The organism is Streptomyces sp. NPDC048255, from assembly GCF_040652415.1.
Lineage (GTDB): Bacteria > Actinomycetota > Actinomycetes > Streptomycetales > Streptomycetaceae > Streptomyces.
Genome location: NZ_JBEZMA010000019.1, coordinates 98,823 through 125,004 on the forward strand (window position 1 = coordinate 98,823; position 26,182 = coordinate 125,004).

Sequence of the window (26,182 nt, forward strand, 5' to 3'; positions counted from 1 at the left end):
GTTGGTTCCCCCGTTGTTTCCCCCGTACGACCGCGGCGGTCGTTACTCGCTCGCGATCGCGTTCAGTACGTTCATCCGCCCTGCCCGGAAGGCCGGGACCAGTGCGGCGAACAGGCCCACGAAGGCCGAGGCGGCGAACACCCCGAGGATCGTCGGCCACGGGATCTCCAGCACCTTCAGGTCCTGGAGCTCGAGCAGCTGTTGGGCGGTGACCCCCCAGCCCATGCCCAGCCCGAGGCCGAGGAGGGCGCCGAAGAGGGCGATGACCACCGACTCCAGGCGGATCATGCGGCGCAGCTGGCGGCGGGAGAGGCCGATGGCGCGCATCAGGCCGATCTCGCGGGTCCGCTCCACCACCGACAGGGCGAGGGTGTTCACGACACCCAGGATCGCGACGACGATGGCGAGGCCGAGGAGCCCGTAGACCATGTTCAGCAGCTGGCCGACCTGGTCCTTCAGCGCCTGCTTGTAGTCGGCCTGGTTGCGCACCATGTACTGCGGGTACTCCGCCATGGCCGCCTTGACCGCCTCGTACGCGGCGGCGTCGGACTGCCCGTCCTTCGCGCTGGTCAGCAGCATGAAGGGGAGCGGCAGCCGGTCGGCCGGGACGTTCGCCTGGGCGACCGCGGTGCTGACGTACTTCATGGTCTTGTCGAGGTTGCCCTCGTCGCTGGTGATCGCCGCGACCTTCAGCTTGACGGTGTTGCCGCCCGTGAAGGCGACCGTCAGCTCGTCGCCGAGCTTGATCCCGTGCGCGGTGGCGTACTCCGAGCCCACCGACATGGAGCCCTTGCCGTACGCCGCCGCGTGCTCGCCGGCGACCATCTTGCGCCGGATGTCCTGGGCGTACGTCGGGTCGGTGGCACCGAGTTCCACCGTCTCGCTGGCGCCGTCGGGTGCGGTGACCTTGGCCTCCACCTCCCGGTAGGCGGTGACGTGGTCGAGGCCCTGGGTGGCGCGGAGCGCCTGCTCGGCCTGCGGCAGCACCGGCTGACCGGTCTGGGAGTTGACGATGTAGTCCGCGCCGACCGACCTGTCGAGCTCGTCGGTGGCGGAGGCCACCATCGAGGAGCCGACCACCGACAGGCAGGCGACCAGGGCGAGGCCGATCATCAGCGCGGCGGCGGTGGCACCGGTCCGGCGCGGGTTGCGCAGGGCGTTGCGCTCGGCGAGCCGGCCCACCGGCCCGAAGGGCCGCAGGACCACGCCGGAGAGCACCCGTACGACGCCCGCGGCGAGCAGCGGGCCGATCACGATGAAGCCGATCAGGGTGAAGACCACGCCCAGGCCAAGCCACATCGATCCGGGGCCGGCCTTCTCGGCGGCCGCGGCGAGGAAGAGCCCCGCGCCGCCGATGCCGGTGAGGACCAGGCCGAGGACGGCGCGGACGATGCCGGCCTTCTTGTCGCCGGGGGTCCCGGACTCGCGCAGCGCCGCCATCGGGGAGACCTTGCCGGCCCGGCGGGCCGGGATGAAGGCGGCGATCGCGGTGACCTTGATGCCGAGCAGCAGGCCGATGACCGGGGTGGTCCAGGCGATGGTCAGGTCGTCGGTGGACAGCTCCATGCCCATCTGGCCCATGAGTTCCATGAGTCCGACGGCCAGGCCGATGCCGGCGCCGACGCCGAGGACCGAGCCGACGAGGCCGAGGAGGTAGGCCTCCAGGACCACGGACTTGAGGACCTGTCCGCTGTCGGCGCCGATGGCGCGCATCAGGCCGATCTCGCGGGTCCGCTGGGCGACCAGCATCGAGAAGGTGTTGAAGATGAGGAAGATGCCGACGAGGAAGGCGATCCCGGCGAAGCCGAGCATCACGTACTTCATCACGTTCATGAAGGAGCCGACGTCCTTGCGGTTGGCGTCCGCGGCTTCCTTGGCGGTCTGGAGCTTGTAGGTGTCCGCGCCGAGGGCACTGGTGACGTTCTGCTTCAGCTGCTCGTCGCTCACCCCGTCCTTGGCGGTGACGTTGACGTGCGTGAAGGAGCCGGGCTCGCCGAGCAGCTGGCGCTGCGCGGTGGCGGTGTCGAAGTAGACGATCGTCGCGCCCGGGTTGGTCACGGTGAAGGTGGTGATACCGGTGATCTTGGCGCGGATGTCGCCGGTGACGGCGATGGTGCGCAGTTCGTCACCGAGTGCGAGGTGGTGCTTCTTCGCGGTGTCGGCGTCGATCATCACCTCGGTGGGGCCGCGCGGCGCGTGGCCGGCGGTGATCTTCATGGACTTGAGCTCGTTGTTGTTCCAGTTGCCCGCGATGGTCGGGGCGCCGGTGGTCGAGCCCATGTTCTCGTTCTTGGCGTTGACCACCGTGACGGACATCGACATGACGGCGCCCTCGGCGCCCTGGACGCCCTCGGCCTCGGCGACCTTCTCGACGACCTGGCCGTCCAGGGTCTCGGGCCTGCCGCGGTCCGAGACCTCCTCGCCGCCCTTGGCTTCCTTCGGGCTGACGGTCACGTCGGAGCTGGTGACGGCGAACAGCTTGTCGAAGGTGGTGTTCATGGTGTCGGTGAACACCAGGGTGCCGCAGACGAACGCGACGGAGAGCATGACGGCGACGGCGGACAGCGCCATCCGCCCCTTGTGCGCGACGAAGTTGCGCCGCGAGGTCTTCAGGACGGTGTTGCTCATGACGTCCGTCCGCGCGCGTCGAAGTCCTTCATCCGGTCGAGCACCTGGTCGGCTGTGGGCCCGTACATCTCGTCGACGATCCGGCCGTCGGCGAGGAAGATGACGCGGTCCGCGTAGGAGGCGGCGACCGGGTCGTGGGTGACCATGACGATGGTCTGGCCGAGCTCGTCCACCGAGCGGCGCAGGAAGCCGAGGACCTCGGCGCCGGCCCGGGAGTCGAGGTTTCCGGTCGGTTCGTCACCGAAGATGATCTGCGGGCGGGCGGCGAGGGCACGGGCGACCGCCACGCGCTGCTGCTGACCGCCGGAGAGCTCGGTCGGGCGGTGCTTGAGGCGCCCCGCGAGACCGACGGTCTCCACGACCCGGTCCAGCCACTCCTTGTCGGGCTTGCGGCCCGCGATGTCCATGGGGAGCGTGATGTTCTCCAGGGCGTTCAGCGTGGGCAGCAGGTTGAAGGCCTGGAAGATGAAGCCGATCCGGTCGCGCCGCAGCTGGGTGAGCTTCTTGTCCTTCAGCCCGGTGATCTCGGTGTCGTCCAGGTGGATCTGCCCGCTGGTCACCGTGTCGAGTCCGGCGAGGCAGTGCATCAGCGTGGACTTGCCGGAGCCCGAGGGGCCCATGATCGCGGTGAACTGGCCGCGCCGGATGTCCACGTCGACCTCGTCCAGGGCGACGACGCGCGTCTCGCCGGAACCGTAGGCCTTGACGACCTTCCGTGCCCGGGCCGCGACGGCTTCATGGCCGCCAGTGCCCCCGTGCCTGGTCTCGGTCATAGCCGTTGTCACGGTGTTTCCCCTCGTTCGTCGTGCGTGCGCCGCATGCGCCGCGGGACGTGTGTGCCCGCGTGTCGCCGTCATGGAGTCTGCTGGCCGGGGGCATCCGGCGCGCTGGTGCTCATCGCCGTATCCGCCGGGGGGTTAACCCCACCCCCCGGCGCCCCGCCCGTAGGAACCAGTCAAGGACCTGCCCCGGCCCCGCACCTCCTCCGCCGGGACGAACGCCCCCTGGACCCTCATGTGGAGGGCCCCCTAGGGGTTCTCCACCTCCAGGGGGAGGCGGCCTGGGGGATACCGCCCGGCGGACCCGCGGTGAGAAGGTGTTCCCCGGAGTTACGTGCAGGGGGAAGGAATCTTGGTGACCTCAGGGGAGAGCTCCGGCGGCAGTCCGGACGGCACGTCCGCGACGGGCTCCGGGGCAGTGGGCGCCGGATCAGCGGGCGGTGCCGGAGTAGCGGGTGGTGCCGCAGTAGCCGGTGGTGCCGGAGCGGCGGGCTCCGGGACGCACGCGCCGGGCAAGGCCGCCGGGGCCGGGAAGCCGCCGGCCTCCGTGGTCGCCTCGCTGATGCTGGGCATGGCCCTGGTCGCCCTGGACAGCACCGTCGTCGCCACCGCCGTCCCGCAGATCGTGGGCGACCTCGGCGGGTTCTCCGTCTTCTCCTGGCTCTTCTCCGGCTACCTGCTGGCCGTCACCGTCACCCTGCCCGTCTACGGCAAGCTGTCCGACACCCTCGGCCGCAAGCCCGTCCTGCTCTTCGGCATCGCGCTCTTCCTCGTCGGCTCGCTGCTGTGCGCGCTCGCCTGGAACATGGCCGCGCTCATCGCGTTCCGCATCGTCCAGGGCCTGGGCGGCGGCGCCCTCCAGGGCACGGTGCAGACCTTGGCCGCCGATCTCTATCCGCTCAAGGACCGCCCGAAGATACAGGCCCGGATGTCCTCGGTCTGGGCCACCTCGGCCGTGGCCGGGCCGGCCCTCGGCGGGCTGCTCGCCGCGTACGCGCACTGGCGCTGGATCTTCCTGATCAACCTGCCGCTGGCCGCGCTCGCCCTGTGGATGGTGGCCCGTCACCTGACCGAGCCCGTACGGTCCCCCGGGCGCAAGGGCCCGGTCGACTGGGCCGGGGCCCTGTCCATCTTCGCCTGCGGCGGCGTCCTGCTCCTCGCCCTCGTACAGGGCGGGGTCGCCTGGCCCTGGCTGTCCGCGCCCTCCCTGGGGCTGCTGGGCTCGAGCGCCCTGCTGGCCGCCCTGGTCGTCCGGGTGGAACGCCGGGCCGAGGAACCGATCCTGCCGGGCTGGGTGTGGCGCCGGCGCACCATCGCCGCCGTCAACCTGGCCCTCGGGGCACTGGGCCTGCTCATGGTCGCGCCGATGGTGTTCGTGCCCACGTACGCCCAGTCCGTACTCGGCCTCGACCCCGTGGCCGCCGGCCTGGTCATGTCCGTGATGACCCTGAGCTGGCCCATCAGCGCCGCCCTGAGCCAGCACGTCTACCGGCGCATCGGCTTCCGCAACTCCGCGGCCGTCGGGATCTCGCTGGCCGCCGTCATCCTCTACTCCTTCACCCTGCTCCCCCACCCCGGCGCACCCTGGCAGCCCGCCCTGGTCATGCTGCTGCTGGGCGCCGCCCTCGGCCTCTTCCAGCTCCCGCTGATCATCGGGGTGCAGTCCACCGTGGGCTGGGCGGAACGGGGCACCACCACGGCCTCCGTCCTCTTCTCCCGGCAGGTCGGCCAGAGCGTGGGAGCCGCCCTGTTCGGAGCCGTCGCCAACGCGACCATCGCCGCCCGGCTGACCCACGCCCCGATGCCCGGCCTCCCCGACAGCCTGGACGAGGTGTCGAAGGCGCTCGACCAGCCGGGGCTGCTTCCCCAGGCGGCCTCCGACTACCTGCGCGACGCCGTGGCCACGGCCGTGGACCACGTCTTCCTCGGCGCGACGTTCGCGGCCGTGGCCGCGCTGCTGGTCCTGCTGCTGATGGCACCGCGGAAGTTCCCCGTCCTGCCGGAACACCGGGAGGAATGAGGGCCCGCGGCGGTGCGGCTTGTCATGACCCGGGCCAGTGGGTAAGTCTCAGGGCAAGGACCGTTCTCCGGGGGGACGACATGGTTTCCGCACTCTTCTCGCTCGCACTGCTGGCCGCCGTGGCCGGGCCGATCGCCCTGCGGCTGCGCCGCCACCAGCGCTTCGTCACCGGCCGCGACGGCCGCCTGTCCACCTCGACCACACTGGCCCTGGCCTGGACGGTGATCCTGCTCTGGCTGCTCCTGGCGACCCTGGCCTACGGGCTCACCGCGGGCGGCGGCGTCGGCTGGTTCGAGGGCGAGCACGGCCCCCTCTCCACCCTGACCACGGTGTACCTGCCCCTGCTGGGCGGCCCGTACGTGGCCCTGATCGGGGCGAAGACGGTCGTGGGCCTGCGCGTGCAGAACGGCAGCATGGCCAAACCGGCCGCGCGTCCCACGGCTTCGGGGCGGCGGCCGGTGCGGGAGCTGATCGCGAACGACAGCGGGCGGACCGACCTCGTCGACCTCCAGTACGTCGCCCTCAGCGCCGTCACGATGCTGTACGTGGTGCTGTTCTTCCTCGCCGACGTGGGCGGCGGACTCCCGCGCCTGCCCGAGGAGATGTGGGCCCTGACGGGCGCCCCGGCGGGCGCGTACCTGGTGAACAAGATGGCCACCCGCGCCACACCGGTGATCACGGACGCCACCGTTTCCGAGGGCCTGGTCACCGTCGAGGGCGGCGGCTTCACCGAGCCCCGCCTCACGGTGGACGACACCCCGCTCCCCGTCACGACGGACCCGCTGACCGGCGCTCTGACGGCCCCTCTGCCGCCCGCCGCGCGGCCCCCGTTCACGGTGGTGGTCAGCTCCCGCGGGCTGCGCAGCGACCCGTACCGCTACGAGGGCACCGCGCCGAAGCTCCCGGCGCAGCAGACGCCGGCCGACGAGCGGGCCGACGGGCCCACCGGCTGATCCCTGCCACCGGGTCAGCCGCCGGGGTCCGTCTTGTGGCGGGCGTAGTAACGGGCCACCCGGGCCCGGTTGCCGCAGGCCGAGGCCACGCACCAGCGCCGCCGGGGGTGCGCCGGGAGGAAGAGGAGCACGCAGTCCTCGGCCTCGCAGGAGCGCACCTCCGTCACCCGGGGGGCGGTCAGCAGCTCGGCCACCGCCTCGGCCAGTTCCGCCGCGAGGCGCCGGGCCGGGCCCGCCTCCCGGCGCGACTCGGCCGTCAGCCCCGCCCCGGCGCTCCAGACCAGCTCGCGGTGGGAGGGCGCCGCGGCCAGCGCCGCGTTCAGAGCGCGCAGCGCGTCGGCCGGCGGCCGTTCCCCGCGCCGGGCGGCCTCCAGGGCCGGGCGCGCGGCCTCGCGTACGGCCAGGGCGGCCGCCACCTCGGCCGGGCCCACCGCGGCGACCGGGGTCAGCCGGCCCGCCTGCGCGGCCAGCCAGTCCGCGAGGCCGGCCGGACCGCCGACGAGGTCGCCCGTCGCGGGCCGGGTGTTCAGCAGGTCCAGGGCGAGGGGTTCGCCCGTGAGCGGAAAGGTCACTGTCACGCGTCTAATGCTACTGCACCCACTTGACCCATTAGCGATCGCCGGTAAAACTAATGGAACCAAGACCGCAGGAGGCATGTGATGATCGCTCGCGCCACCCCTTCGCCCGTCCGGCACCGCACCGTCGAGGTGGACGGCGTCCGCATCGCCTACCGCGAGGCAGGCCCGGCCGAGGGACCCGTACTGCTGCTCCTGCACGGCTTCCCCACCGCCTCGCACCAGTTCGCCCGCCTGATGGACGCGCTCGGCGACGGCCCGCACCGCCTGATCGCCCCCGACTACCCGGGCTTCGGCCGCACCGAGGCCCCGGCCGGGTTCACCTACACCTTCGACCGGCTCGCCGACGTCATGGAGGGCTTCACCGACGCCCTCGGCCTCGACCGCTTCGCCCTCTACGTCTTCGACTTCGGCGCCCCGGTCGGCCTGCGGCTCGCCGCACGCCGCCCCGGCCGCGTCACCGGCCTGATCGTGCAGAACGGCAACGCCTACGAGGAGGGACTCTCCGACGCGGCCCGCGAGTTCGCCGGGCTGCGGCGCGAGGTGCCCGGCGCCGAGGAGCGGGTCCGCAGCCTGTTCACCCTGGAGGGCACCCGCTTCCAGTACGAGACCGGCGTCGCCGACACCAGCCTGATCTCCCCCGACAACTGGACCCTGGACGTCCACTACCTCGGCCTGCCGGGGCGCGCCGACGCCCAGGCCGACCTCGCCTTCGACTACTCCTCGAACTTCGCGCACTACCCCGCCTGGCAGTCCTGGCTGCGCACCGCCCGGCCGCCGGTGCTGGTCGTCTGGGGCGCGGGCGACCCCTTCTTCACCCCGGCGGGCGCCAAGGCCTACCTCCAGGACGTCCCCGACGCCGAGGTCCACGTCTTCGAGGGCGCGGGCCACTTCGCCCTGGAGACCCACCTCCCGCACATCGCCCCGCTGATCGCGACGTTCCTGGCGGAGCTCCCGTAACCAGGGCACGGGTGCCGCTGCGCGGAGCCGGCCCCCACCCCACCCTTCCTCCGTTCCCCGGGCTCCGCCCGGACCCGCGCCTCAAACGCCGGCGAGGCTGAAGGTGCCCGGCCCAGGCCCGGACGGGCGGGGTGCACCGGGAACTTGCCGGGGACGGGGACGGGGTGGGGTGTCGGCCGGGACGTAGAACGTGATTTGTCGGCGCATCCACAGCCCGAAGCAACGAAGCCGGCCCAGGGCGCCATAAATCATGAGTCCCGGCCGACACCCCGCCCCGGCCCCGTCCCCGGCCCCGCGAAGCCCCGGCCAGGCCCTCCGCAGGAGCACCGCGCGGCCGAAGCCGAACGAGCCCCGCCCAGCCTCCGCAGGAGCACCGCACGACCGGGCCCGAACCCGATCCCGCCCAGCCCTCCGCAGCCGGGCCCCGCACTCGATCCCACCCAACCCCAAGCAGTGACAGGGCCGAGCTCGAACCCGCCGCAGGGGCAGGGCCGGGCCCGAACCCGAACCGCCCAGCCCTCCACAGGAGCAGGGCCGGGCCCAAACCCGAACCGCCCAGCCCTCCACAGGAGCAGGGCCGGGCCCAAACCCGAACCGCCCAGCCCTCCACAGGAGCAGGGCCGGGCCCAAACCCGATCCGCTCAGCCCTCCGCAGGAGCACGGCCCGTCAGGGCCGCCAGGCTGGCGCGGACGTGGTTCATGTGCGCCCGCATCTCCTCCTGCGCCTCCGCGTGCTCCCGCAGGACCCGCTCCGTCTCCCGCCCCGTCCGCTCCTCCGCCACCCGCGCCTCCGCGAGCAGCTCCGCGGCCAGCGCCTCCGCGTCCTCCTGGCCGTGCCGGGCCGACTCCTCGGCCTCGGCGAAGCCCCGGCGGGCCTCCGCCAGCCGGGCCTCCGCGTAGCGTTCCAGCTCCGCGTGGCGCGCCTCCAGCTCCGCCTCCCGCTCCGCCAGCTCCCGCTCCGCCGCCTCCCGGCGCTCCGCCTGCTCCTGCTCCCGCTCGGCCAGCAGCGCCTCCGACCGCCGCCGCGTCTCCACCAGCGCCGCCTGCGCGTGCGCCCGCCACTGCGCCGCGTCGTCCCGGGCCCCCGCGCGCAGGTCGTCGGCCTCCCGCTGCGCCCGCAGCAGGCCCTGCCGGGCGCGGACCTCCGTCTGCTCGCGCACCGCCTCCGCGTCGCCCCGCGCCAGCTCCGCCACCCGGTCGGCGTGCGCCTCGGCGGCGCCCAGGGTCGTGGCCACGTCCGCCCGCGCGTCCGTCCGTACCGAATCGGCCTCCTCCTGCGCCAGCAGCAGGATCCGGCGGGCGCGCTCGCTCAGCTCGTCGTACGTCTGCGGGGCCAGCGCCGAGACCGCCTCGCGCAGCCGCGCCGCCTCCTCCTCCATCCGCTTCGCCAGGACCGTCAGCCGCGCCACGCGCTCCCAGGCGTCGTCCCGGCTGCCGGAGAGCCGCGCGAGATACCGGTCGACCTCTTCCGTGCGGTAGCCGCGGCCGCGCACGGTCGCAATGGGTGCACTCATCCTGGAAGCGCCTCTCTCGCGGGGATTCCTGTCAAGGATGCGTCATTTGCTCACAGAAGCCGGAATGGCCGGGCCGGGACCCCGTACGAGGGTCCCGACCCGGCCATCCAACTGATCATCCGTTCAGGCGGACATCACAGCAGTCCGTCCCACATCTGCTCCAGCAGCACCGACCACCAGTTCTCCGGCGAAGCCAGCGCGGCACTGTCCAGCCCCGCCAGATTCGCCTGGAAATCGACGGTCCAGCGCCCCGCCTGCTCCGGCGTCAGATGCTGACGCAGCCGCCACATGTGACCCAGCAACGCCAGGCACCGCGCGAACTGCGGCAGGCTCGAGTTCACGAACTGCGGAGGCACCGGAGCACCGCCCGGACCGCCCTCCACCGGCACCGCCACTATGTGCGCGGTCCCGTACTGCACGCAGAGCGCCTTGCCGAAGTCGCTGCCGACGACGAGGTACGAGCCCGCGTCCGACGCCGGCTGCACCTGCCGCTGCGCCGCCATCTCGGCCAGCGTCGGCACCGGCTGGCCCGGCACCGCCTGCGCCCAGAAGAACGGCCCGAAGTCGACGGGCAGCCCCGAGAACATCAGCGTCTGCGCCACGATCTCCGGCACACCCTGACGGGACACCGCCCGCTGGTCGAAGCGGAACACCCCCTGCGGGCCGAACGCCCCCGCCAGCTCCTGCGCGATGGCCTCCAGCGGAATCGCCGGCTGGAGCGGAACCTGCGGCAGCGGCGCCCGTACCGGCGCGGGGCGCGCCGGACCGTCCGCCACCTGGTGCAGCTCGCCCTGATGCGTCAGCAGGTGCCGCATGCCCTGCTGGCGGCCCGCGTGGTCCTTGCCGTACGGGGCCACGCTGGTGATCCGCACCTGCGGCCAGGTCTCGCGGATCATCCGGGCGCAGTAACCGCCGGGCAGCTCGCAGGACTCCAGCTCCGTGTGCAGCTCCAGCACCTGCTGCGGCGGCACGTTCATGGCGCGCAGCTCGTACAGGATCTGCCACTCGGGGTGCGGGGTACCGGGCGCCGAGCGGCGGATGAGCTGCTGCTCGGAGCCGTCGGGGGCGCGGTAGCGGAGCACGGCCTGGTAGCCGGGCCCCACGGTGGGCGCACCGGTGGGTGCGGGCGGCTGCCCCGCGGGGACCCCGGGTGCTCCGGGCGGCGGGCCGGGAGGACCGGGCGGCCGCCCCACGGGCGGACCGGCCAGCATCGTCGCGGCGTGGTCGAGCCCGCCACCGGGAGCTCCGGGCGCACCGGGAGGGCCGGGCGGCTGGGGTACGCCGGGACCCGCGAGCATGGTCGCGGCGTGGTGCGCTCCGCCACCGGGGGCACCGGGGGCACCGGGCGGACCGGGCGGCGCCGGGGGCTGCCCGACCACGGCCGGACCGGCCAGCATCGTCGCGGCATGGTCCAGCCCACCACCGGGCGCACCGGGCGCACCGGGAGGGCCGGGAGGCGCGGGCGGCTGCCCCGCACCGGAGGAACCACCGGGCACGCCCGGCGGACCGGGCGGCGCCGGGGGCTGCCCGACCACGGCCGGACCGGCCAGCATCGTCGCGGCATGGTCCAGCCCACCACCAGGAGCACCGGGCGCACCGGGAGGGCCGGGAGGCGCGGGCGGCTGCCCCGCACCGGAGGAGCCACCGGGCACACCGGGCGGACCGGGCGGCGTCGGGACACCGGGGCCGGCCAGCATGGTGGCGGCGTGGTGCGCGCCGCCGGGCGTACCCGGAGCCCCGGGCGGGCCCGGAGGCGTCGCGGGCTGTCCGGCGCCCGGACCGCCCGCGGAACCGGCGCCCCCGCGGGGCGGGCCGACCTGGGCCTTGCTCGTCGGCGCGTCGGCGATGTCACCCGCGTGCGAGCGCGGGCCCGGGCCGGGGCCCGCGGCCGCGCCGGAGCCGGGGAGGGACCCCAGCGCCGGGGAGACCGCCGTCTTCGGGAGCTGGCTGCCCCCGGCCATCAGCGTGGTCTTCGCCTCCGGGGCCACCCCGGACGACGGCGTGTCGTCCAGGTCCGAACCCGACAGCGGCGGCGCGAACACGGTCGCGGGCAGCGGCACGGACACGTCGTCCGCGTCGGCGTTCACATCGGTGCCGGCCCACGGGGTGGCCCCGACCGGGACACCGTCGTTGGCGGTGGGCTCGTACGGGATCTCACCGCCGCGCCGCAGCGGGACCGCCTCCACCGGAGCCGGAGCGGGGGCGGAGACCGGCTCGGGAGCGGCCACCGGCTCCGCCGCCGAAGCCTCCGCCGGTGCCGCCTCGGCCCGAACCGGGGCCGGAGCAGCCGGAGCCGCAGCCGGGCTCGGTGAACCGCCCGGGATCCCCGCCCGGTCCGCGGCCTCCTGCAACCACTCCGGCGGACTGAGCATGAAGGAGGTCTGCTCGGAGTCGATCCGCGGCGTCGGCACCGAAGCCTCCGCCACCGGAGCCGCCGAAGCCCCGTACTCCTCCTCGTACCGGCGGATCACCTCACCCACCGGCAGCCCCGGCCACAGCGTCACCTCGCCGCTGTCCCGGGCGATGACGAGGCGCTGCCGCCCGCCGCCCGACACCGGACCCGCCGCGCGGTCCTCCGCCCACACCACGAACCCGAGCCCGAACTCCCGTACGCGCACCTCACGGTGCTGGTACGCGGGCACGTCCCCGTTGATCCACTCCTCGGCGCGCTCCTGCGCCTGCGCAAAGGTCACCACCGCGCCGTCACCCCTCATCCGTACCGGAACGCGCCACGGGAACCGACCGCGCGAATCCGCCGTCCACCATCAGACCGGCCACCGTCTCCAACTCCGGCGGGTTCCCCGCCAGCCGCTCCAGAAAGGCGTCGAAATCACCGCCGCACGGCAGCAAAAGCCGCTCCACGCGCTCCTGAACCGACCAGCCGTCCTGGTCGCGCGCATCGTCGTACGGGGAGAACCACACCGAACCGATCGCCTCGCCCCTGACCTTCAGCGCGAGCAGCCCGCCCTGCGCGAAGGCCACGCACAGGTAGTCCTTCGTCAGGTGGTCCCGCAGGCACTTGTTGACGTAGACGAGGTCGTTGACCGCCGCCTCCTCACGCACCGTGAAGAACGGCTGGTCCACCAGCAGACCGAGGTCCACGTCCAGGCCCGCGCCCACCGGCGCGCAGCCGCCCGCGGCCTTCAGGAACGAGCGGTACGCCTCCGGCAGCCGGTAGCCGAGGTCCTCCTCGACGCCCTGCACCTGGCCCTCGGACACCGAGACCACCGACTTCGGCAGCCCCATGTGCACCGGGCGCATCTCCTGCAACGGCCGCGTCCCGCGCTTGACGTGGTCCACCGGCGCCGTCGCCAGCCCGGCGTGGTGCCGCAGCAGCGCCTTCACCTCGACGGGTACCAGCTCCATCCGCCGGCCGCCCGCCACGTGGTGCCAGGTCCAGCCGTGCGGGGTCGCCACCGGGCCGACCGTGTCCCACAGTTCGTGGCCGGCCTCGCGCATCGCCGCGTTCGCGGACACGTAGTCCGTCAGCCGCAGCTCGTCCACGCCGAAGCCCTCCGGCGGCTCGGCGATCTCCACCGCCGCGCGCGCGTACCGGGAGAAGTCGGGATACCCGTTCCCGTCGATCCGCACTCCATGGGGATGCCGAGCGGCCCGGACCGGGTCCGGGAAATGCACGACCTGCCCCGAGTAAGCGGCGTTGGGTGGCGCGGCCTGCTGCCCGAGCCGACCTGTCGTCATGGCGGTAGCCCCCTGCTGGATCTGGCTGGTTCACCACAGCCTATGTGCTCGGGCAAGGGGCTCACCCGCCCATGACCCGCACGCCCGCGCAAGGGCCAGGAACATCCGAATTGATACGAAAATTCGACCCCGCTTCCGCACTACAGGTGACATTTGACAGGCTGTCCCCGCAGCACGGGGGCGTGCGCGACAGCGGCACCACCGCGGCCACGGGAGGGAAAGCGCGACCATGCAGAACACGGCAACACGCACAGATCCGGCCGACACCGGCCCCGGAACCCCGGTGACCTCGGGGACTCCGGCGGCTCCGGGGACGCCCGGCCCGCCGGGAACCATCACGGCGGCCGCCGACGCGGGCGACCCCGCCGCAGGCCCCGTCGGCGATCCCCGCCTGCGCTGGAGCAGCACCGACGGCCGACCAGCCGCACCCGTGCTGCGCTTCCGCCGCGACGGCATCCTCCCCACCGTGGCCGCCGCCCTCTCCGTCCGCGGCGAAACCCTCACCGGCACCGCGGGCAAGGCCGACCAGCCACCCGTACTGCACCCCCTCGTCCAGGACTTCCTCGACACCCTGACGAGCGGCCAGCGCGAACGTTTCACCGGCCGATGTCCGGAGGCGATCCTGCTCTCCCGCCACCTGGCCGCCGTGGAGGGCGCCCGCAGCAGGCGCGCCTCGCGCAAACCGCTGACCCCCAGCGAGGCCCGGCGCTCCCTCAAGCACGCGAAGATCACGGCCCGCCGCATCCGCGAGGACGGCGACCCCCTGCACGGCAGCTACGCGCCCCCGTGCCGCTCCTGCGACGCCCTCCTCGCCCACTTCGGCGTACGCTCCGTCGACCTCACCGCATCCGAGTAGCCATGACCAGTACCTCAGCGTCCTACGACCGCTCCTCCGCCACCCGGTTCCCCGTCGCCGTGGACTCCGCCCTGCGCACCGCCGGCTGGGAGCCCGGCCGCTGGGACATCAAGCAGGCCGAGTACTGGGCCGATGCCCTGCGGGACCACACCACCCCCGCCGGGCACCGCCACACCGTCTTCCCGGCCGCCGTCGAGGCCTGGGCCGAATTCGGCGGGCTCACCGTCACGGCCCCCGGTCCGGGCCGCCAGATAGCGCCCACGCCGGTCCGGATCGACCCGCTCACCGGACTCCACCTGGCGCGCACCTTCGCCGACCTCGGCCGCGCCCTGTCGACCCAGCTCTGCCCCCTCGGCGTCGAGGCCGACCGGGGCTCCCACCTGGCCCTCGACAGCGAGGGTCGCGTCTACGGGATCGACCACACCGGCGACTGGTACCTGGGCTCCAGCGTCGACGAGGCCCTCAACCTCCTCCTCACGGGGCTCCAGCCGACCCGCCTCACCACCGGCTAGGCAGCGGCCGGCCGGCATCCCCGGCGCTGTGATCCGGAAGCGACCACCGGATCACAGCGCCGGGCCCGGCACGGCATGGCCGGCCCGGCACGGCATGGCCCGGCACTAGGCCCGGTCCGGGAGCACCGCCGACACCCGGAAGCCGCCCGCGTCCGTCGGACCCGACACGAAGACCCCGCCCAGGCCGAGCACGCGCTCCCGCATCCCGACCAGCCCGTTGCCCCCGCTCGGCAGGCCCGCGCCGTTCACCTCGCCGTCGCAGGGACCGTTCTCCACCTGCATCGCGACCTCCCCGTCCCGATGCGCCAGCCGCACCACGACCCGCGCCCCCGGGGCGTGCTTGTGGCAGTTGGTCAGCGCCTCCTGCACCACCCGGTACGCGGTCTGCTCGACCTCCGCCGCGTACGCCGCCCGCGCCCCCTGGACCACCATGTCCACGGCCATCCCGGCGGCCCGCGACTGCCCGACCAGGGCCTCCAGCTCATCGAGCGAGGGCCCGTCGTCGAAGGTCCCCACCAGCGCGACGGCCACGGCAGGCGCCGCGGCCGGGACGGCCCCGGCGCTCCCCGTACGCGAGGCGCCGGCGGCGCCCGCGAGGCCCGCGCCCGGCTTCGGGGCCGGTGACCGGAGCACCCCGAGCATCTCCCGCAGCTCCGTCAGCGCCTGCCGGCCCATGTCCCCCACCAGGCCCGCGTTCTTCGCGGCGCGCGCCGGATCCTTCAGGGCGATCGCCTCCAGCGCCGCCGCGTGCACCACCATCAGCGACACCCGGTGCGCCACCACGTCGTGCATCTCGCGCGCGATCCGGGTCCGCTCCTCCGTCCGGGCCCACTCGGCCCGCTCCTCCGCCCGGTCCGCCAGCAGCGACAGCTCCCGCTCCAGCGAGTCCGCCCGCTCCTGCAGGCTCTCCATCAGCCGCCGCCGGGCCCCGATGTACAGCCCGAACAGCACCGGCGGCACGGTCAGCGCCACCGCCACGAACCCGGACAGCACCACGACCAGCGTCGTGTCGGCCTCCACGTCCCCGCGGGTGCGCAGGTACATCACGACGAAGGTCGCGGCCAGCGACATCGAGGCCAGGGTGGCGGTGATCCGCCGGGGCACCTCGGAGGAGGCCAGCGTGTACAGGCCCACCACCCCGAGCAGGAACCCCATCGCGGCCGGGGCCACGGCGATCCCCACCAGCACCACGGCGATCGGCCAGCGCCGCCGCAGCACGAGCACGGCGCCCACCAGCAGCCCGAACAGCACCCCGACCGCGGTCGGCAGCCCCGCCTCGCGGGCGAAGGCGATCCCCTCCCAGCCGCACTCCAGGGCCGACAGCCCGCCGAGCCCCAGGTCCCACACGGCATCGCGCCGCCGCACCCACCACAAAGGCGGCCCAGCGCGGCCTTCCACTTCCCCCGTACTGGTCATGCCGTCCAGCGTACGCAGCGCCCCCGGCACGCCGCCGCCCCGAATTGACGCAAACCCCGGGGAGCGCGAGGGCCTTTACCGTCGCATTGAGGGCGCATGGTGCGGCATAGTAGGGGCGTCCAGTTGGGACGGCAGAGCAAGATGTCCGCTTTGGACTGGATTGCTATCCCCTGTGGTGTAATTGGCAGCACTGAGGCTTTTGGTGCCTTATGTCCGGGTTCGAGTCCTGGCGGGGGAGCTTCGCACGTTCGGGTCCTGACCTCCAAGGTCGGGACCCGGCTTCGTTTCCGGCCCTGTGGCCACCGGTATCCTGCACGCGTCCACCCCCGAAGCCGAAGGGCACACCCGTGAGCGCCAACCGCCCGGCAGCCGTCGTCGTACTCGCAGCGGGTGAAGGCACCCGCATGAAGTCGGCCACTCCCAAGGTCCTGCACGAGATCTGCGGGCGCTCGCTCGTCGGTCACGTCGTCGCCGCCTCCCGCGAGCTGGACCCCGCCCACCTCGTCGTGGTCGTCGGCCACGCCCGGGAGCAGGTCACCGCGCACCTCGCCGCCGTGGACGCGGAGGTCCGCACCGCCGTCCAGTACGAGCAGAACGGCACCGGCCACGCCGTCCGCATGGCGCTCCAGGAGCTCGGCGGCCCGGTCGACGGCACCGTGATCGTCGTCTGCGGTGACACCCCGCTGCTGACGGGCGAGACCCTCGGCGCCCTGGCCGCGACGCACGAGTCCGACGGCAACGCCGTCACCGTGCTCACCGCCGAGGTGCCCGATTCCACCGGCTACGGGCGCATCGTGCGCGACGCCGGCGGGGCCGTGACGGCCATCGTGGAGCACAAGGACGCCTCCGACGCCCAGCGCGCGATCCGGGAGATCAACTCCGGGGTCTTCGCCTTCGACGGGGCCCTGCTGGCCGACGCGCTCGGCAAGGTGCGCACCGACAACAGCCAGGGCGAGGAGTACCTGACCGACGTCCTCGGCATCCTCCGCGAGGCCGGGCACCGCGTCGGCGCGGCCGTCGGCAGCGACCACCGCCAGATCCTCGGCATCAACAACCGCGTCCAGCTCGCGGAGGCCCGCGCCCTGCTGAACGCGCGCCTGCTGGAGCAGGCCATGCTCGCGGGCGTGACGGTGGTGGACCCCGCCAGTACGTTCGTGGACGTGAGCGTCACCTTCGGCCAGGACGCCCTGATCCACCCGGGGACGCAGCTGCTCGGCGCCACCCACGTGGCCGAGGGCGCGGAGGTCGGCCCGAACACCCGCCTCAAGGACACCCGCGTGGGCCGGGGCGCGCGCGTGGACAACACGGTGGCGGACTCCGCCGTGATCGGCGACTCGGCGAGCGTCGGCCCCTTCGCGTACCTGCGCCCGGGTACGGAGCTGGGCCCGAAGGCCAAGGCCGGCACGTACGTGGAGATGAAGAACGCGAAGGTCGGCGAGGGCACCAAGGTGCCCCACCTGTCCTACGTGGGCGACGCGACGATCGGCGAGTACACGAACATCGGCGCGGCGAGCGTCTTCGTGAACTACGACGGTGAGCACAAGCACCACACCACCGTCGGCTCGCACTGCAAGACGGGCTCGGACAACATGTTTGTGGCGCCCGTCACGATCGGGGACGGGGCCTACACGGCCGCCGGGTCCGTGATCACCAAGGATGTGCCGCCCGGTGCGCTGGCCGTGGCCCGTGGCCAGCAGCGGAATATCGAGGGCTGGGTGGCCCGTAAGCGTCCCGGAAGTGCTGCCGCGACGGCGGCCCAGTCGGCGGTCCAGGTGGACTCCGACGGCCGTTGAGGTGAACTGACCGGAAACAGGTACGTCCGGGACGGCGTACCGTGATAGGTGCACGCAATTCGGCTGGCTCACCGTGTGCGGGACGGACGCACACGGGGGCGAGCAGCTTTCAACACGTCTGAGGAGACAGTGCTGTGACCGGGATCAAGACGACCGGCGAGAAGAAGCTGATGCTCTTCTCCGGCCGCGCCCACCCCGAGCTGGCCGAGGAGGTCGCACACCAGCTGGGAGTCGGCCTCGTGCCGACCAAGGCTTTCGACTTCGCGAACGGCGAGATCTACGTCCGTTTCCAGGAGTCGGCTCGTGGCGCGGACTGCTTCCTGATCCAGAGCCACACGGCTCCGATCAATAAGTGGATCATGGAGCAGCTGATCATGATCGACGCGCTGAAGCGCGCGTCGGCGCGCTCCATCACCGTGATCGTGCCGTCCTACGGGTACGCCCGCCAGGACAAGAAGCACAAGGGCCGCGAGCCCATCTCGGCGCGCCTGGTCGCCGATCTGCTGAAGACGGCCGGTGCGGACCGCATCCTGACCGTGGACCTGCACACGGACCAGATCCAGGGCTTCTTCGACGGCCCGGTGGACCACCTTTCGGCCCTGTCGGTCCTCGCGGACTACGTCGGCGCCAAGGTGGACCGCACGAAGCTCACCATCGTCTCCCCGGACGCCGGCCGCGTGCGCGTGGCCGACCGCTGGTGCGACCGCCTGGACGCGCCGCTGGCGATCGTCCACAAGCGCCGCGACAAGGACGTCGCCAACCAGGTGACCGTCCACGAGGTCGTCGGTGAGGTCCGCGGCCGCGTCTGCGTCCTGGTCGACGACATGATCGACACCGGTGGCACCATCTGCGCCGCGGCCGACGCGCTGTTCGCGCACGGCGCCGAGGACGTCATCGTCACGGCCACGCACGGCATCCTGTCGGGCCCGGCGGCCGACCGTCTGAAGAACTCCAAGGTCAGCGAGTTCGTGTTCACGAACACCCTGCCGGACCCGTCCGACCTGGAGCTCGACAAGATCACGGTGCTGTCGATCGCCCCGATGATCGCGCGCGCGGTGCGCGAGGTCTTCGAGGACGGCTCCGTCACGAGCCTCTTCGAGGAGCAGCAGTAACCGCTGCGGGCTAGATCCTTTTGGTGCGGCCTCCCCCGCCGGGTACACTCCATGAGTTGCTCGGCGAGGGAGGCCGTACCTGTTTTCGGGTGCGGATGCTCCGTTATCGACGCGCTCTTCGTAGCAGGCCGTTTCGGCCGGGTGACTTCCGTCCATTTCCGTCACCCCACGAGGAGTGAGCATGTCCGAGATCAAGCTTGCCGCCAAGGTCCGTTCCGACTTCGGCAAGGGCGCTGCCCGTCAGGCCCGTCGTGACGCCCTGACCCCCGCCGTCATCTACGGCCACGGCACCGACCCGAAGCACGTCAACGTGGACGCCCACGCCCTTCAGCTGGCGCTGCGCACCCCGAACGTCCTGATCTCCCTGGACATCGAGGGCGCCGCCGAGCTGGTCATCCCGAAGGCCGTGCAGAAGCACCCGCTGAAGCGCTCGATCTCCCACGTCGACTTCCTGATCGTCAAGAAGGGCGAGAAGGTCACCGTCGACGTCGCGATCGTCACCGAGGGCGAGCTGGCCGCCGGCGGCAACATGCTGGAGACCCTCCAGAACACCATCTCCGTCGAGGCCGAGGCCACGCACATCCCGACCGAGGTCACCGTCTCCATCGCGGGTCTCGAGGCCGGCGCCACCATCCACGCCAAGGACCTGGTCCTCCCGGCGGGCACCACCCTGGCCGTCGACGGCGACATCGCCGTCCTCCAGGTCGTCGCCCCGCAGGCCGAGGAGCCGGCCGCCGAGGCCGCCGAGGGCACCGAGGCCTGAGCCTCGCCCTCACCCCTCAGCAGTTGCTGACCGACCGCCGTCCGGCTCCACTGGAGCGGGACGGCGGTCGTCTTCGCATAAGGAGCTCTTGATGTCGGACGACGCGGCACCCTGGCTGATCGTCGGCCTCGGCAACCCCGGACCGGAGTACGCGGGCAACCGCCACAACATCGGTTTCATGGTGGCCGACCTTCTGGCGGACCGGATCCGCGGGAAGTTCAAGGCGCACAAGGCGCGGGCGCAGGTGGTCGAGGGCCGGATGGGCCCGCCGGGACCGGCGAACCGGCGGGTGGTGCTGGCCAAGCCCATGACGTACATGAACCTGTCCGGCGGTCCCGTGACGGCGCTGCGCGATTTCTACAAGGTGCCGCTGGAGCGGGTCGTTGCGATCCACGACGAGCTGGACATCGACTACCCGACGCTGCGGCTGAAGCTGGGCGGCGGGGACAACGGGCACAACGGCCTGAAGTCGATGACGAAGTCGATGGGTGCGGACTACCACCGGGTGCGCTGCGGCATCGGCCGGCCGCCGGGGCGGATGCAGGTCGCGGACTTCGTGCTGAAGGACTTCTCGTCCACGGAGCGCAAGGAGCTGGAGTGGTTCGTGGACCGGGCGGCGGACTCGGTGGAGTGCCTGGTCCAGGAGGGCCTGGAGCGCGCGCAGTCGACGTACAACTCCTGAGCGTGTCGCGGCGGCGCCCCGTCAGGGTGCCGCCGTGCAGGGATCGTTACATCGGACAAAAGGTGCCTGGGCTCCCAGCTGCGCACCAATGCTGACGAGCATCCCTTGACCGGAGCGGCTTCCTGTCACGAAGCTGAGCGCCGCCCCCCACGGCTCTCCTCCTCATCAGCGTCAGAGGTACCTCCATGGCCCCTTCCAGGATCAGCCGGGCGGCTTTCGCCGTCGCCGCGTCCTCCCTCCTCGTCGCCGCCGGTACGGCTCCCGCCTTCGCGACCGACGCGTACACCATTCCGCTGCACCAGCCCGTTCCGATCACTGCGGATTCCTTCGGGAAGCCGGAGCCCAAGTGCGCCGACATACCGGCGACGCAGGACGGCTGGCACTTCATCGCGCCGGGCAGCCCGAACGAGATCTCGTTCGTGAAGCTGACGGTGACGTTCGAGCCGGGCGGCCAGCAGGTGATCACGTCTTTCGGCCCGCCGAACGACAATCACGCCTACGTGGCCTCCGCGCCGGGAGCCAAGCTCACGTCTGCCGTCGCGGAGGTGAAGGGTGGGCGGCTGGAGTGGTTCAACCTGTCCCACACCTGTCCGGCGACCGCGACGCCAAGCCCGTCGGGCAGCCCTTCGGCCTCGGTCTCCGCCTCGAAGACGCCGGCCGGGACGCCGTCGGGCACCACCTCGGGCGCCCCGTCGACGACGCCGTCCACATCGGTCTCCGCGTCCCGGTCTGTGACGCCGACCCGGAGCGCGAGCGGCACGCCGTCGGGCACGCCGAGCGCCGCACAGAGCTCGCCCGCCCCGGCCCCCGGCGGTGACCTGGCCAAGACCGGGTCCGATCTGCCGGTGGCCCTGGTTTCCGCGGTGGCCGTCGCCCTGGTCGCCGCGGGCGGCGTGCTGGTGATGCGCCGCCGCCGGGCGCAGTAGCCGCTGCCGCCGAAGGCAGAAGCCCCCGCGACGTCGTGCGTCGCGGGGGCTTCTGCGTGCCCGGGCCCGGGGCTCGGGCGCGGACTCAGCCGGTGTTGCGCAGGCCCGCGGCCACGCCGTTGACGGTGAGCAGCAGCGCTCGGGCGAGCAGCGGGTCGGGCTCTTCGCCTCGGGCCGCCGCATTGCGCTGGCGGGCGAGGAGGGAGACCTGGAGGTAGGAGATCGGGTCCAGGTAGGCGTCGCGGACGGCGAAGGTCTGCTGGAGCACCGGGTGGGAGTCCAGGAGCTTCTCGCCGCCGGTGATCCGCAGGACCTCGCGGACGGTGAGCTCGTGCTCGGCCTCGATGCGGGCGAAGACGTGCTTGAGGTTCTCGGGCACGAGGGTGTCGACGTAGTGGCGGGCGATCCGCAGGTCGGTCTTGGCCAGCGTCATCTCGACGTTGGACAGGAAGTTGCGGAAGAAGTGCCAGCGTGCGCCCATCTCGGTGAGGACGTCCTCCTGGCCGGCCTCGCGCAGGGCCTTGAGGCCGGAGCCGACTCCGTACCAGCCGGGGACGATCTGGCGGGACTGGGTCCAGCCGAACACCCACGGGATGGCGCGCAGGCCGTCGAGTCCGGCGCCCGAGTCGGGGCGGCGCGAGGGGCGCGAGCCCAGGTGCAGGTCGGCGAGCTGGTCGACGGGGGTGGCGGCGAAGAAGTACGCCGGCAGGTCCGGGTCCTCGACGAGCGCCCGGTACGCGCCGTGCGCGGCGTCGGAGACGGTGTCCATGGCCGCGTCCCAGCGGGCGAGGGCCTCGTCGGACTGGCGCGGCGCGGTGTGCAGGGCGGAGGCCTGCAGGGTGGCCGCGACGGTCAGTTCGAGGTTCTCGCGGGCCAGCGACGGCACGAGGTACTTGTCGGAGATGACCTCGCCCTGTTCGGTGACCTTGATCTCGCCTTCGAGGGTGCCCCAGGGCTGGGCGAGGATCGCGTCGTGCGAGGGGCCGCCGCCGCGGCCGACGGTGCCGCCGCGGCCGTGGAAGAGGCGCAGGCGCACGCCGTAGCGGTGGGCGACGTCGCGCAGCCTGCGCTGGGCGCGGTGGATCTCCCACTGGGAGGTGGTGATGCCGCCGAACTTGGAGGAGTCCGAGTAGCCGAGCATGACCTCCTGGACGTCGCCACGCAGGGAGACCAGGCGCCGGTAGGAGGGGTCGGCGAGCATCTCGTCGAGGATGACGTCGGCGGCGCGCAGCTCGTCGGTGGTCTCCAGGAGCGGGACGATGCCGATCTTGGCCCAGCCTGCGTGGAGGTCGATGAGCCCGGCCTCGCGGGCGAGGACGGCGGCGGCGAAGACGTCGTCGGCGCCCTGGCACATCGAGATAATGTAGGACTCGATGACCTCGGGGCCGAACTTCTCGAAGGCGTCCTTGATCGCGGAGAAGACGCCGAGGGTCTTCTGTCCGGCGGCGTCGAGCGGGGCCGGGGTGGGCGCCAGCGGGCGGCGCGAGCGCAGCTCCTTGGCGAGGAGCTTGCCGCGGTAGTCGCGGGGCATGTCCGCGTAGCGCCAGGACTCCTCGCCGAGCCGGTCGAAGAGCTGGCCCAGCGCGTGGTGGTGGGCGTCCGCGTGCTCGCGTACGTCCATGGTGGCGAGCTGGAGGCCGAAGGCGGCCAGGGTGCGGATGGTGCGGTCCATGCGGCCGTCGGCGAACAGGGCGCCGCGGTGTTCGCGCAGGGAGGTCTGGATGAGGGTGAGGTCGGTGAGCAGCTCGGCGGTGCCGAGGTAGTCGCGGCCCTCCTCGTGCGGGATGCCCTTGGCGAGGCGCTCGCGGGTGTTGAGGAGCTTCTGCCGGATGCAGGTGGCCTTGAGGCGGTACGGCTCCTCGGCGTTCAGCCGCTTGTAGCGGGGGCTGATCTCGGGGAGGCGCTCCAGGTCGGCCTGGAGGGAGGCGAGGAGTTCCTCGGTGGCTCCGGTGTAGCGGATGGAGTTGGAGAGCAGCCCGCGCAGGAAGTCGATGAGTTCCAGGGCGTCGGTGATGCCGTGCTCGTGCTGGAGGATCAGGACGTCGCGGGTGACCTCGGGCGTGACGTTGGGGTTGCCGTCGCGGTCGCCGCCGATCCAGGTGCCGAAGGTGAGGGGGCGGGTGCCGGCGGGCAGCTCGACGCCGACGCGCTGGAGCTCGGCGGCGAGGTCCTCGAGCACGTCGCCGACCGCGCCCGCGTGCAGCTCGTCGAGGTAGTAGATGGCGTTGCGGGCCTCGTCGGCGGGCTCGGGGCGGACCACGCGCAGTTCGTCGGTCTGCCAGACGAGGTCGATGTTCTCGGCGAGGCGCAGGTCGTGGCGGCGGCGGTCGCCGGCGCCGGTGACGGGCTCCTCCAGCAGCGCGGCGATGCGGCGCAGCTTGTTGAGGACGCTGCGGCGGGCCGCCTCGGTGGGGTGCGCGGTGAAGACGGGGCGGACGTTGAGGTTGCGGACCGTCTCGCGCAGGTGCTCGGGGTCGGCGTCCTTGAGCATGTCCGCCGTGCGGGCGAGGAGACCGCCCTCGGCCGCGCGGTGGGCGCGCAGTTCCTTGCCGCGGTGCACCTGCTCGGTGACGTTGGCGAGGTGGAAGTAGGTGGAGAAGGCCCGCACGAGCTTGGCGGCCGTCTCCAGGTCGGTGTCGCCGAGGAGGGCGGCGGCGGCCTCGCCGTCGGTGCGGGTGAGGGCGCGGACCCGTTCGACGAGGTCGAGGAGGTCCTGGCCCTCCTGGCGTACGAGGGTCTCGCCGAGTAGGTCACCGAGGCGGCGGATGTCCGCACGCAGCTCTGCGTTGGCGGTGGCGGCCTGGGTGACGGGGGCGGCCTGCTGGGCGGCCCGGGGGGCCTGGTCAGCACTGCTCACAGGTGCGGCTCCTTGCAGTGTTCGAGCGCTACTGGGCGGTGGGCACCCGATCGCGCGCAGCGCTGCTGCTCCTGATGCGCAGCTCGGGCTGCCCGTGCGGACCGCGCTGTCCGACGACAACAGGATAGGTGTCCGAGCCGTGTGCCTGGGCAAATGTGTCATCTGGTGGTCGCGAACGGCTCGCGGCGCCCCTGTGGCCGGGTGATGGCGGGGTTGTGGCGGCCGTGTGACGCCCGTCGGTGCTGCGCCCGGACCTGGCGTGCTCCTGTTGCCGCGGCCCCTCCCTTTGCCATACTTACCATGCCGTAGGTTACGGGTCCGTAGGGTCTGTGACCCTGGCTCCCCCGGTCTCTGCCGGGAGGTGCCCCCCGTCTTCTCACCCCCCAGGGGACCCCATGCCCACCAGTCCTGATCTGGTCGAGGACGCCTCCGCGTCCTCCACGCGTTCCGAAGGTTCAGTGTCTGCGCCGTCCGCGACCCTCGGCGGCGAGAACAAGCGGTCCATCGAGCAGATCGCGCTCCTGCTGTTCATCACCGTTCCCTTCCTGGCCCTGCTGGCGGCGGTTCCGCTGGCCTGGGGCTGGGGGGTGAGCTGGCTGGACCTCGGCCTGATGGTCTTCATGTACTTCCTGGCCTGCCACGGGATCACCATCGGCTTCCACCGCTACTTCACGCACGGTTCCTTCAAGGCGAAGCGGCCGTTGCGGATCGCCCTGGCCGTGATGGGCTCGATGGCGGTGGAGGGCCCGCTGGTGCGCTGGGTGGCGGACCACCGCAAGCACCACAAGTACTCCGACCACGAGGGCGACCCGCATTCGCCGTGGCGCTTCGGCGAGACCCTGCCGGCGCTGATGAAGGGCCTGTGGTGGGCGCACATCGGCTGGCTCTTCGACGAGGAGCAGACCGATCAGCAGAAGTACGCCCCCGACCTGATCAAGGATCCGGCGATCCGGCGGATCTCGCGTGACTTCATCTTCTGGACGATGCTCTCCCTGGCCATTCCGCCGCTGGTGGGCGGCCTGGTGACGATGTCCTGGTGGGGCGCGTTCACGGCGTTCTTCTGGGGCTCGCTGGTCCGGGTGGCGCTGCTGCACCACGTGACGTGGTCGATCAACTCGATCTGCCACGCGGTGGGCAAGCGGCCCTTCAAGTCCCGGGACCGCTCGGGCAACGTGTGGTGGCTGGCGGTGCTGTCCTGCGGCGAGTCCTGGCACAACCTGCACCACGCCGACCCGACCTCGGCGCGGCACGGCGTACTGCGCGGCCAGATCGACTCCAGCGCCCGTCTGATCCGCTGGTTCGAGCAGCTGGGCTGGGCCACGGACGTCCGCTGGCCCTCGGCGGCCCGCATCGACGCCCGCCGCAAGGAAAACGCGCCGAACGCGGCATGATGGGGGGCGTGGCGATCGACGGCAGTAATTCCAGCAGCGACAAGCCCAGGCGCGGCCGCCGGGTACGGATGACGGGCGCGGAGCGGCGTCAGCAGCTGCTGGACATCGGCCGGACCCTGTTCGCGGAGAAGGGCTTCGAGGGCACGTCGGTGGAGGAGATCGCGGCGAAGGCCGGGGTGTCCAAGCCGGTGGTGTACGAGCACTTCGGCGGCAAGGAGGGCCTGTACGCGGTCGTCGTGGACCGGGAGATGCGCCAGCTGCTGGACGGGGTGACGGGCGCACTGACGGCCGGGCACCCCCGGGAGCTGCTGGAGCAGGCGGCGTTCGCGCTGCTGGACTACATCGAGTCGTACACGGACGGTTTCCGGATCCTCGTACGGGATTCCCCCGTCGCCCAGTCCACGGGCACCTTCGCCTCGCTGATCAGCGACATCGCCACGCAGGTGGAGGACATCCTGGGCCTGGAGTTCAAGGCCCGGGGCTTCGATCCGAAGCTGGCCCCGCTGTACGCGCAGGCGCTGGTGGGGATGGTGGCGCTGACCGGGCAGTGGTGGCTGGACGTCCGCAAGCCGAAGAAGGCGGAGGTCGCCGCGCACCTGGTGAACCTGGCCTGGCACGGGCTGGACGGGCTGGAGTCGAAGCCGCAGCTGGTGGGCCGCCGCAAGAGCTGAGCGGGTACGGCCGCGCGCACGACGGCGCCCCGCCCCCCGGGGAGCGGGGGGGGGGGGGGCGCCGGGGCGCGCCCC

At 72.6% G+C, this 26,182-nt stretch carries 20 protein-coding genes and 1 tRNA gene; 13 read left to right on the forward strand and 8 right to left on the reverse strand.

Annotated features, from left to right (window positions below; genetic code table 11):
- Window positions 1-42: 42 nt before the first annotated feature.
- Both AB0D94_RS17715 and AB0D94_RS17720 read right to left on the reverse strand, forming a co-directional pair.
- A complete protein-coding gene (locus AB0D94_RS17715; protein WP_362052257.1) occupies window positions 43-2,628 on the reverse strand; it encodes an FtsX-like permease family protein in 2,586 nt (861 codons plus the stop codon).
- Window positions 2,625-3,413 (reverse strand): ABC transporter ATP-binding protein, encoded by a 789-nt coding sequence (locus AB0D94_RS17720; protein ID WP_362052259.1) that lies wholly within the window; start codon window positions 3,411-3,413, stop codon window positions 2,625-2,627. Before AB0D94_RS17720 ends, AB0D94_RS17715 begins: the two co-directional genes overlap by 4 nt.
- Window positions 3,414-3,762: 349 nt before the next feature.
- Here AB0D94_RS17720 and AB0D94_RS17725 point away from each other — a divergent pair, with 349 nt between their 5' ends.
- Together AB0D94_RS17725 and AB0D94_RS17730 are read left to right on the forward strand one after the other, a co-directional pair.
- On the forward strand, window positions 3,763-5,427 hold the full coding sequence (locus tag AB0D94_RS17725; protein ID WP_362052261.1) for an MFS transporter: 1,665 nt from the start codon (window positions 3,763-3,765) through the stop codon (window positions 5,425-5,427).
- Window positions 5,428-5,507: 80 nt separating this feature from the next.
- Entirely contained in the window at window positions 5,508-6,380 is an 873-nt protein-coding gene (locus AB0D94_RS17730; protein WP_362052263.1) for a hypothetical protein, read from the forward strand.
- Between the two features lie 14 nt (window positions 6,381-6,394).
- Here AB0D94_RS17730 and AB0D94_RS17735 read toward each other — a convergent pair whose 3' ends face one another.
- Window positions 6,395-6,958 (reverse strand): CGNR zinc finger domain-containing protein, encoded by a 564-nt coding sequence (locus AB0D94_RS17735; RefSeq protein WP_362052265.1) that lies wholly within the window; start codon window positions 6,956-6,958, stop codon window positions 6,395-6,397.
- Window positions 6,959-7,039: 81 nt separating this feature from the next.
- On the opposite strand from AB0D94_RS17735, the gene AB0D94_RS17740 reads away from it, so the two are divergent.
- Complete coding sequence (locus tag AB0D94_RS17740; protein ID WP_362052267.1) at window positions 7,040-7,915, forward strand: alpha/beta hydrolase; 876 nt, start codon at window positions 7,040-7,042, stop codon at window positions 7,913-7,915.
- Window positions 7,916-8,556: 641 nt separating this feature from the next.
- On the opposite strand, the gene AB0D94_RS17745 is transcribed toward AB0D94_RS17740, so the two are convergent.
- The 3 genes from AB0D94_RS17745 to AB0D94_RS17755 all read right to left on the reverse strand — a co-directional run bounded on the left by AB0D94_RS17745 (window position 8,557) and on the right by AB0D94_RS17755 (window position 13,128).
- Window positions 8,557-9,429, reverse strand: coding sequence for a DivIVA domain-containing protein (locus AB0D94_RS17745; RefSeq protein WP_362052269.1), 873 nt, complete (start codon window positions 9,427-9,429; stop codon window positions 8,557-8,559).
- 134 nt (window positions 9,430-9,563) lie between these two features.
- Window positions 9,564-12,125: an SUKH-4 family immunity protein gene (locus AB0D94_RS17750; RefSeq protein ID WP_362052271.1), complete on the reverse strand. Its 2,562-nt coding sequence runs from the start codon at window positions 12,123-12,125 to the stop codon at window positions 9,564-9,566.
- 7 nt (window positions 12,126-12,132) lie between these two features.
- On the reverse strand, window positions 12,133-13,128 hold the full coding sequence (locus AB0D94_RS17755; protein WP_362052272.1) for an SMI1/KNR4 family protein: 996 nt from the start codon (window positions 13,126-13,128) through the stop codon (window positions 12,133-12,135).
- Window positions 13,129-13,357: 229 nt separating this feature from the next.
- On the opposite strand from AB0D94_RS17755, the gene AB0D94_RS17760 reads away from it, so the two are divergent.
- Both AB0D94_RS17760 and AB0D94_RS17765 read left to right on the forward strand, forming a co-directional pair.
- The gene (locus AB0D94_RS17760) at window positions 13,358-13,984 is read left to right on the forward strand and encodes a YwqJ-related putative deaminase (protein ID WP_362052274.1); all 627 of its coding nucleotides are present in this window, start codon (window positions 13,358-13,360) and stop codon (window positions 13,982-13,984) included.
- 2 nt (window positions 13,985-13,986) lie between these two features.
- The gene (locus AB0D94_RS17765; protein WP_362052276.1) at window positions 13,987-14,496 is read left to right on the forward strand and encodes an SUKH-3 domain-containing protein; all 510 of its coding nucleotides are present in this window, start codon (window positions 13,987-13,989) and stop codon (window positions 14,494-14,496) included.
- A gap of 105 nt (window positions 14,497-14,601) precedes the next feature.
- Here AB0D94_RS17765 and AB0D94_RS17770 read toward each other — a convergent pair whose 3' ends face one another.
- Complete coding sequence (locus AB0D94_RS17770; RefSeq protein ID WP_362052278.1) at window positions 14,602-15,912, reverse strand: histidine kinase; 1,311 nt, start codon at window positions 15,910-15,912, stop codon at window positions 14,602-14,604.
- A gap of 166 nt (window positions 15,913-16,078) precedes the next feature.
- Here AB0D94_RS17770 and AB0D94_RS17775 point away from each other — a divergent pair.
- The 6 genes from AB0D94_RS17775 (at window position 16,079) to AB0D94_RS17800 (ending at window position 21,188) form a co-directional block, all read left to right on the forward strand.
- Window positions 16,079-16,150: transfer RNA gene (locus AB0D94_RS17775), tRNA-Gln, on the forward strand.
- A gap of 109 nt (window positions 16,151-16,259) precedes the next feature.
- A complete protein-coding gene (gene glmU, locus AB0D94_RS17780) occupies window positions 16,260-17,705 on the forward strand; it encodes a bifunctional UDP-N-acetylglucosamine diphosphorylase/glucosamine-1-phosphate N-acetyltransferase GlmU (RefSeq protein ID WP_362052280.1) in 1,446 nt (481 codons plus the stop codon).
- Window positions 17,706-17,839: 134 nt separating this feature from the next.
- Entirely contained in the window at window positions 17,840-18,817 is a 978-nt protein-coding gene (locus tag AB0D94_RS17785) for a ribose-phosphate diphosphokinase (protein WP_031138975.1), read from the forward strand.
- 181 nt (window positions 18,818-18,998) lie between these two features.
- Complete coding sequence (locus AB0D94_RS17790; RefSeq protein WP_362052283.1) at window positions 18,999-19,580, forward strand: 50S ribosomal protein L25/general stress protein Ctc; 582 nt, start codon at window positions 18,999-19,001, stop codon at window positions 19,578-19,580.
- Window positions 19,581-19,671: 91 nt separating this feature from the next.
- A complete protein-coding gene (gene pth, locus AB0D94_RS17795) occupies window positions 19,672-20,262 on the forward strand; it encodes an aminoacyl-tRNA hydrolase (protein WP_362052285.1) in 591 nt (196 codons plus the stop codon).
- 185 nt (window positions 20,263-20,447) lie between these two features.
- Window positions 20,448-21,188, forward strand: coding sequence for an LPXTG cell wall anchor domain-containing protein (locus AB0D94_RS17800; protein ID WP_362052287.1), 741 nt, complete (start codon window positions 20,448-20,450; stop codon window positions 21,186-21,188).
- Between the two features lie 85 nt (window positions 21,189-21,273).
- Here AB0D94_RS17800 and ppc read toward each other — a convergent pair whose 3' ends face one another.
- Window positions 21,274-23,967, reverse strand: coding sequence for a phosphoenolpyruvate carboxylase (gene ppc / locus AB0D94_RS17805; RefSeq protein ID WP_362052304.1), 2,694 nt, complete (start codon window positions 23,965-23,967; stop codon window positions 21,274-21,276).
- Window positions 23,968-24,440: 473 nt separating this feature from the next.
- Between ppc and AB0D94_RS17810 the strand changes: the two genes are divergently transcribed.
- Entirely contained in the window at window positions 24,441-25,436 is a 996-nt protein-coding gene (locus AB0D94_RS17810; protein ID WP_362052289.1) for an acyl-CoA desaturase, read from the forward strand.
- On the forward strand, window positions 25,433-26,107 hold the full coding sequence (locus AB0D94_RS17815) for a TetR/AcrR family transcriptional regulator (RefSeq protein WP_184791550.1): 675 nt from the start codon (window positions 25,433-25,435) through the stop codon (window positions 26,105-26,107). The genes AB0D94_RS17810 and AB0D94_RS17815 overlap by 4 nt, the downstream gene beginning before the upstream one ends.
- Window positions 26,108-26,182: the final 75 nt, after the last annotated feature.

What these genes read in the sequence shown, in the direction of transcription:
- AB0D94_RS17730 (WP_362052263.1), top strand. Translation starts at nt 5,508, where the DNA reads ATGGTTTCCGCACTCTTCTCGCTCGCACTGCTGGCCGCCGTGGCCGGG.
- AB0D94_RS17800 (WP_362052287.1), top strand. Translation starts at nt 20,448, where the DNA reads ATGGCCCCTTCCAGGATCAGCCGGGCGGCTTTCGCCGTCGCCGCGTCC.
- AB0D94_RS17815 (WP_184791550.1), top strand. Translation starts at nt 25,433, where the DNA reads ATGATGGGGGGCGTGGCGATCGACGGCAGTAATTCCAGCAGCGACAAG.
- AB0D94_RS17740 (WP_362052267.1), top strand. Translation starts at nt 7,040, where the DNA reads ATGATCGCTCGCGCCACCCCTTCGCCCGTCCGGCACCGCACCGTCGAG.
- AB0D94_RS17755 (WP_362052272.1), bottom strand. Translation starts at nt 13,128, where the DNA reads ATGACGACAGGTCGGCTCGGGCAGCAGGCCGCGCCACCCAACGCCGCT.
- AB0D94_RS17810 (WP_362052289.1), top strand. Translation starts at nt 24,441, where the DNA reads ATGCCCACCAGTCCTGATCTGGTCGAGGACGCCTCCGCGTCCTCCACG.
- AB0D94_RS17745 (WP_362052269.1), bottom strand. Translation starts at nt 9,429, where the DNA reads ATGAGTGCACCCATTGCGACCGTGCGCGGCCGCGGCTACCGCACGGAA.
- AB0D94_RS17770 (WP_362052278.1), bottom strand. Translation starts at nt 15,912, where the DNA reads ATGACCAGTACGGGGGAAGTGGAAGGCCGCGCTGGGCCGCCTTTGTGG.
- AB0D94_RS17765 (WP_362052276.1), top strand. Translation starts at nt 13,987, where the DNA reads ATGACCAGTACCTCAGCGTCCTACGACCGCTCCTCCGCCACCCGGTTC.
- AB0D94_RS17760 (WP_362052274.1), top strand. Translation starts at nt 13,358, where the DNA reads ATGCAGAACACGGCAACACGCACAGATCCGGCCGACACCGGCCCCGGA.
- AB0D94_RS17790 (WP_362052283.1), top strand. Translation starts at nt 18,999, where the DNA reads ATGTCCGAGATCAAGCTTGCCGCCAAGGTCCGTTCCGACTTCGGCAAG.
- AB0D94_RS17715 (WP_362052257.1), bottom strand. Translation starts at nt 2,628, where the DNA reads ATGAGCAACACCGTCCTGAAGACCTCGCGGCGCAACTTCGTCGCGCAC.
- pth (WP_362052285.1), top strand. Translation starts at nt 19,672, where the DNA reads ATGTCGGACGACGCGGCACCCTGGCTGATCGTCGGCCTCGGCAACCCC.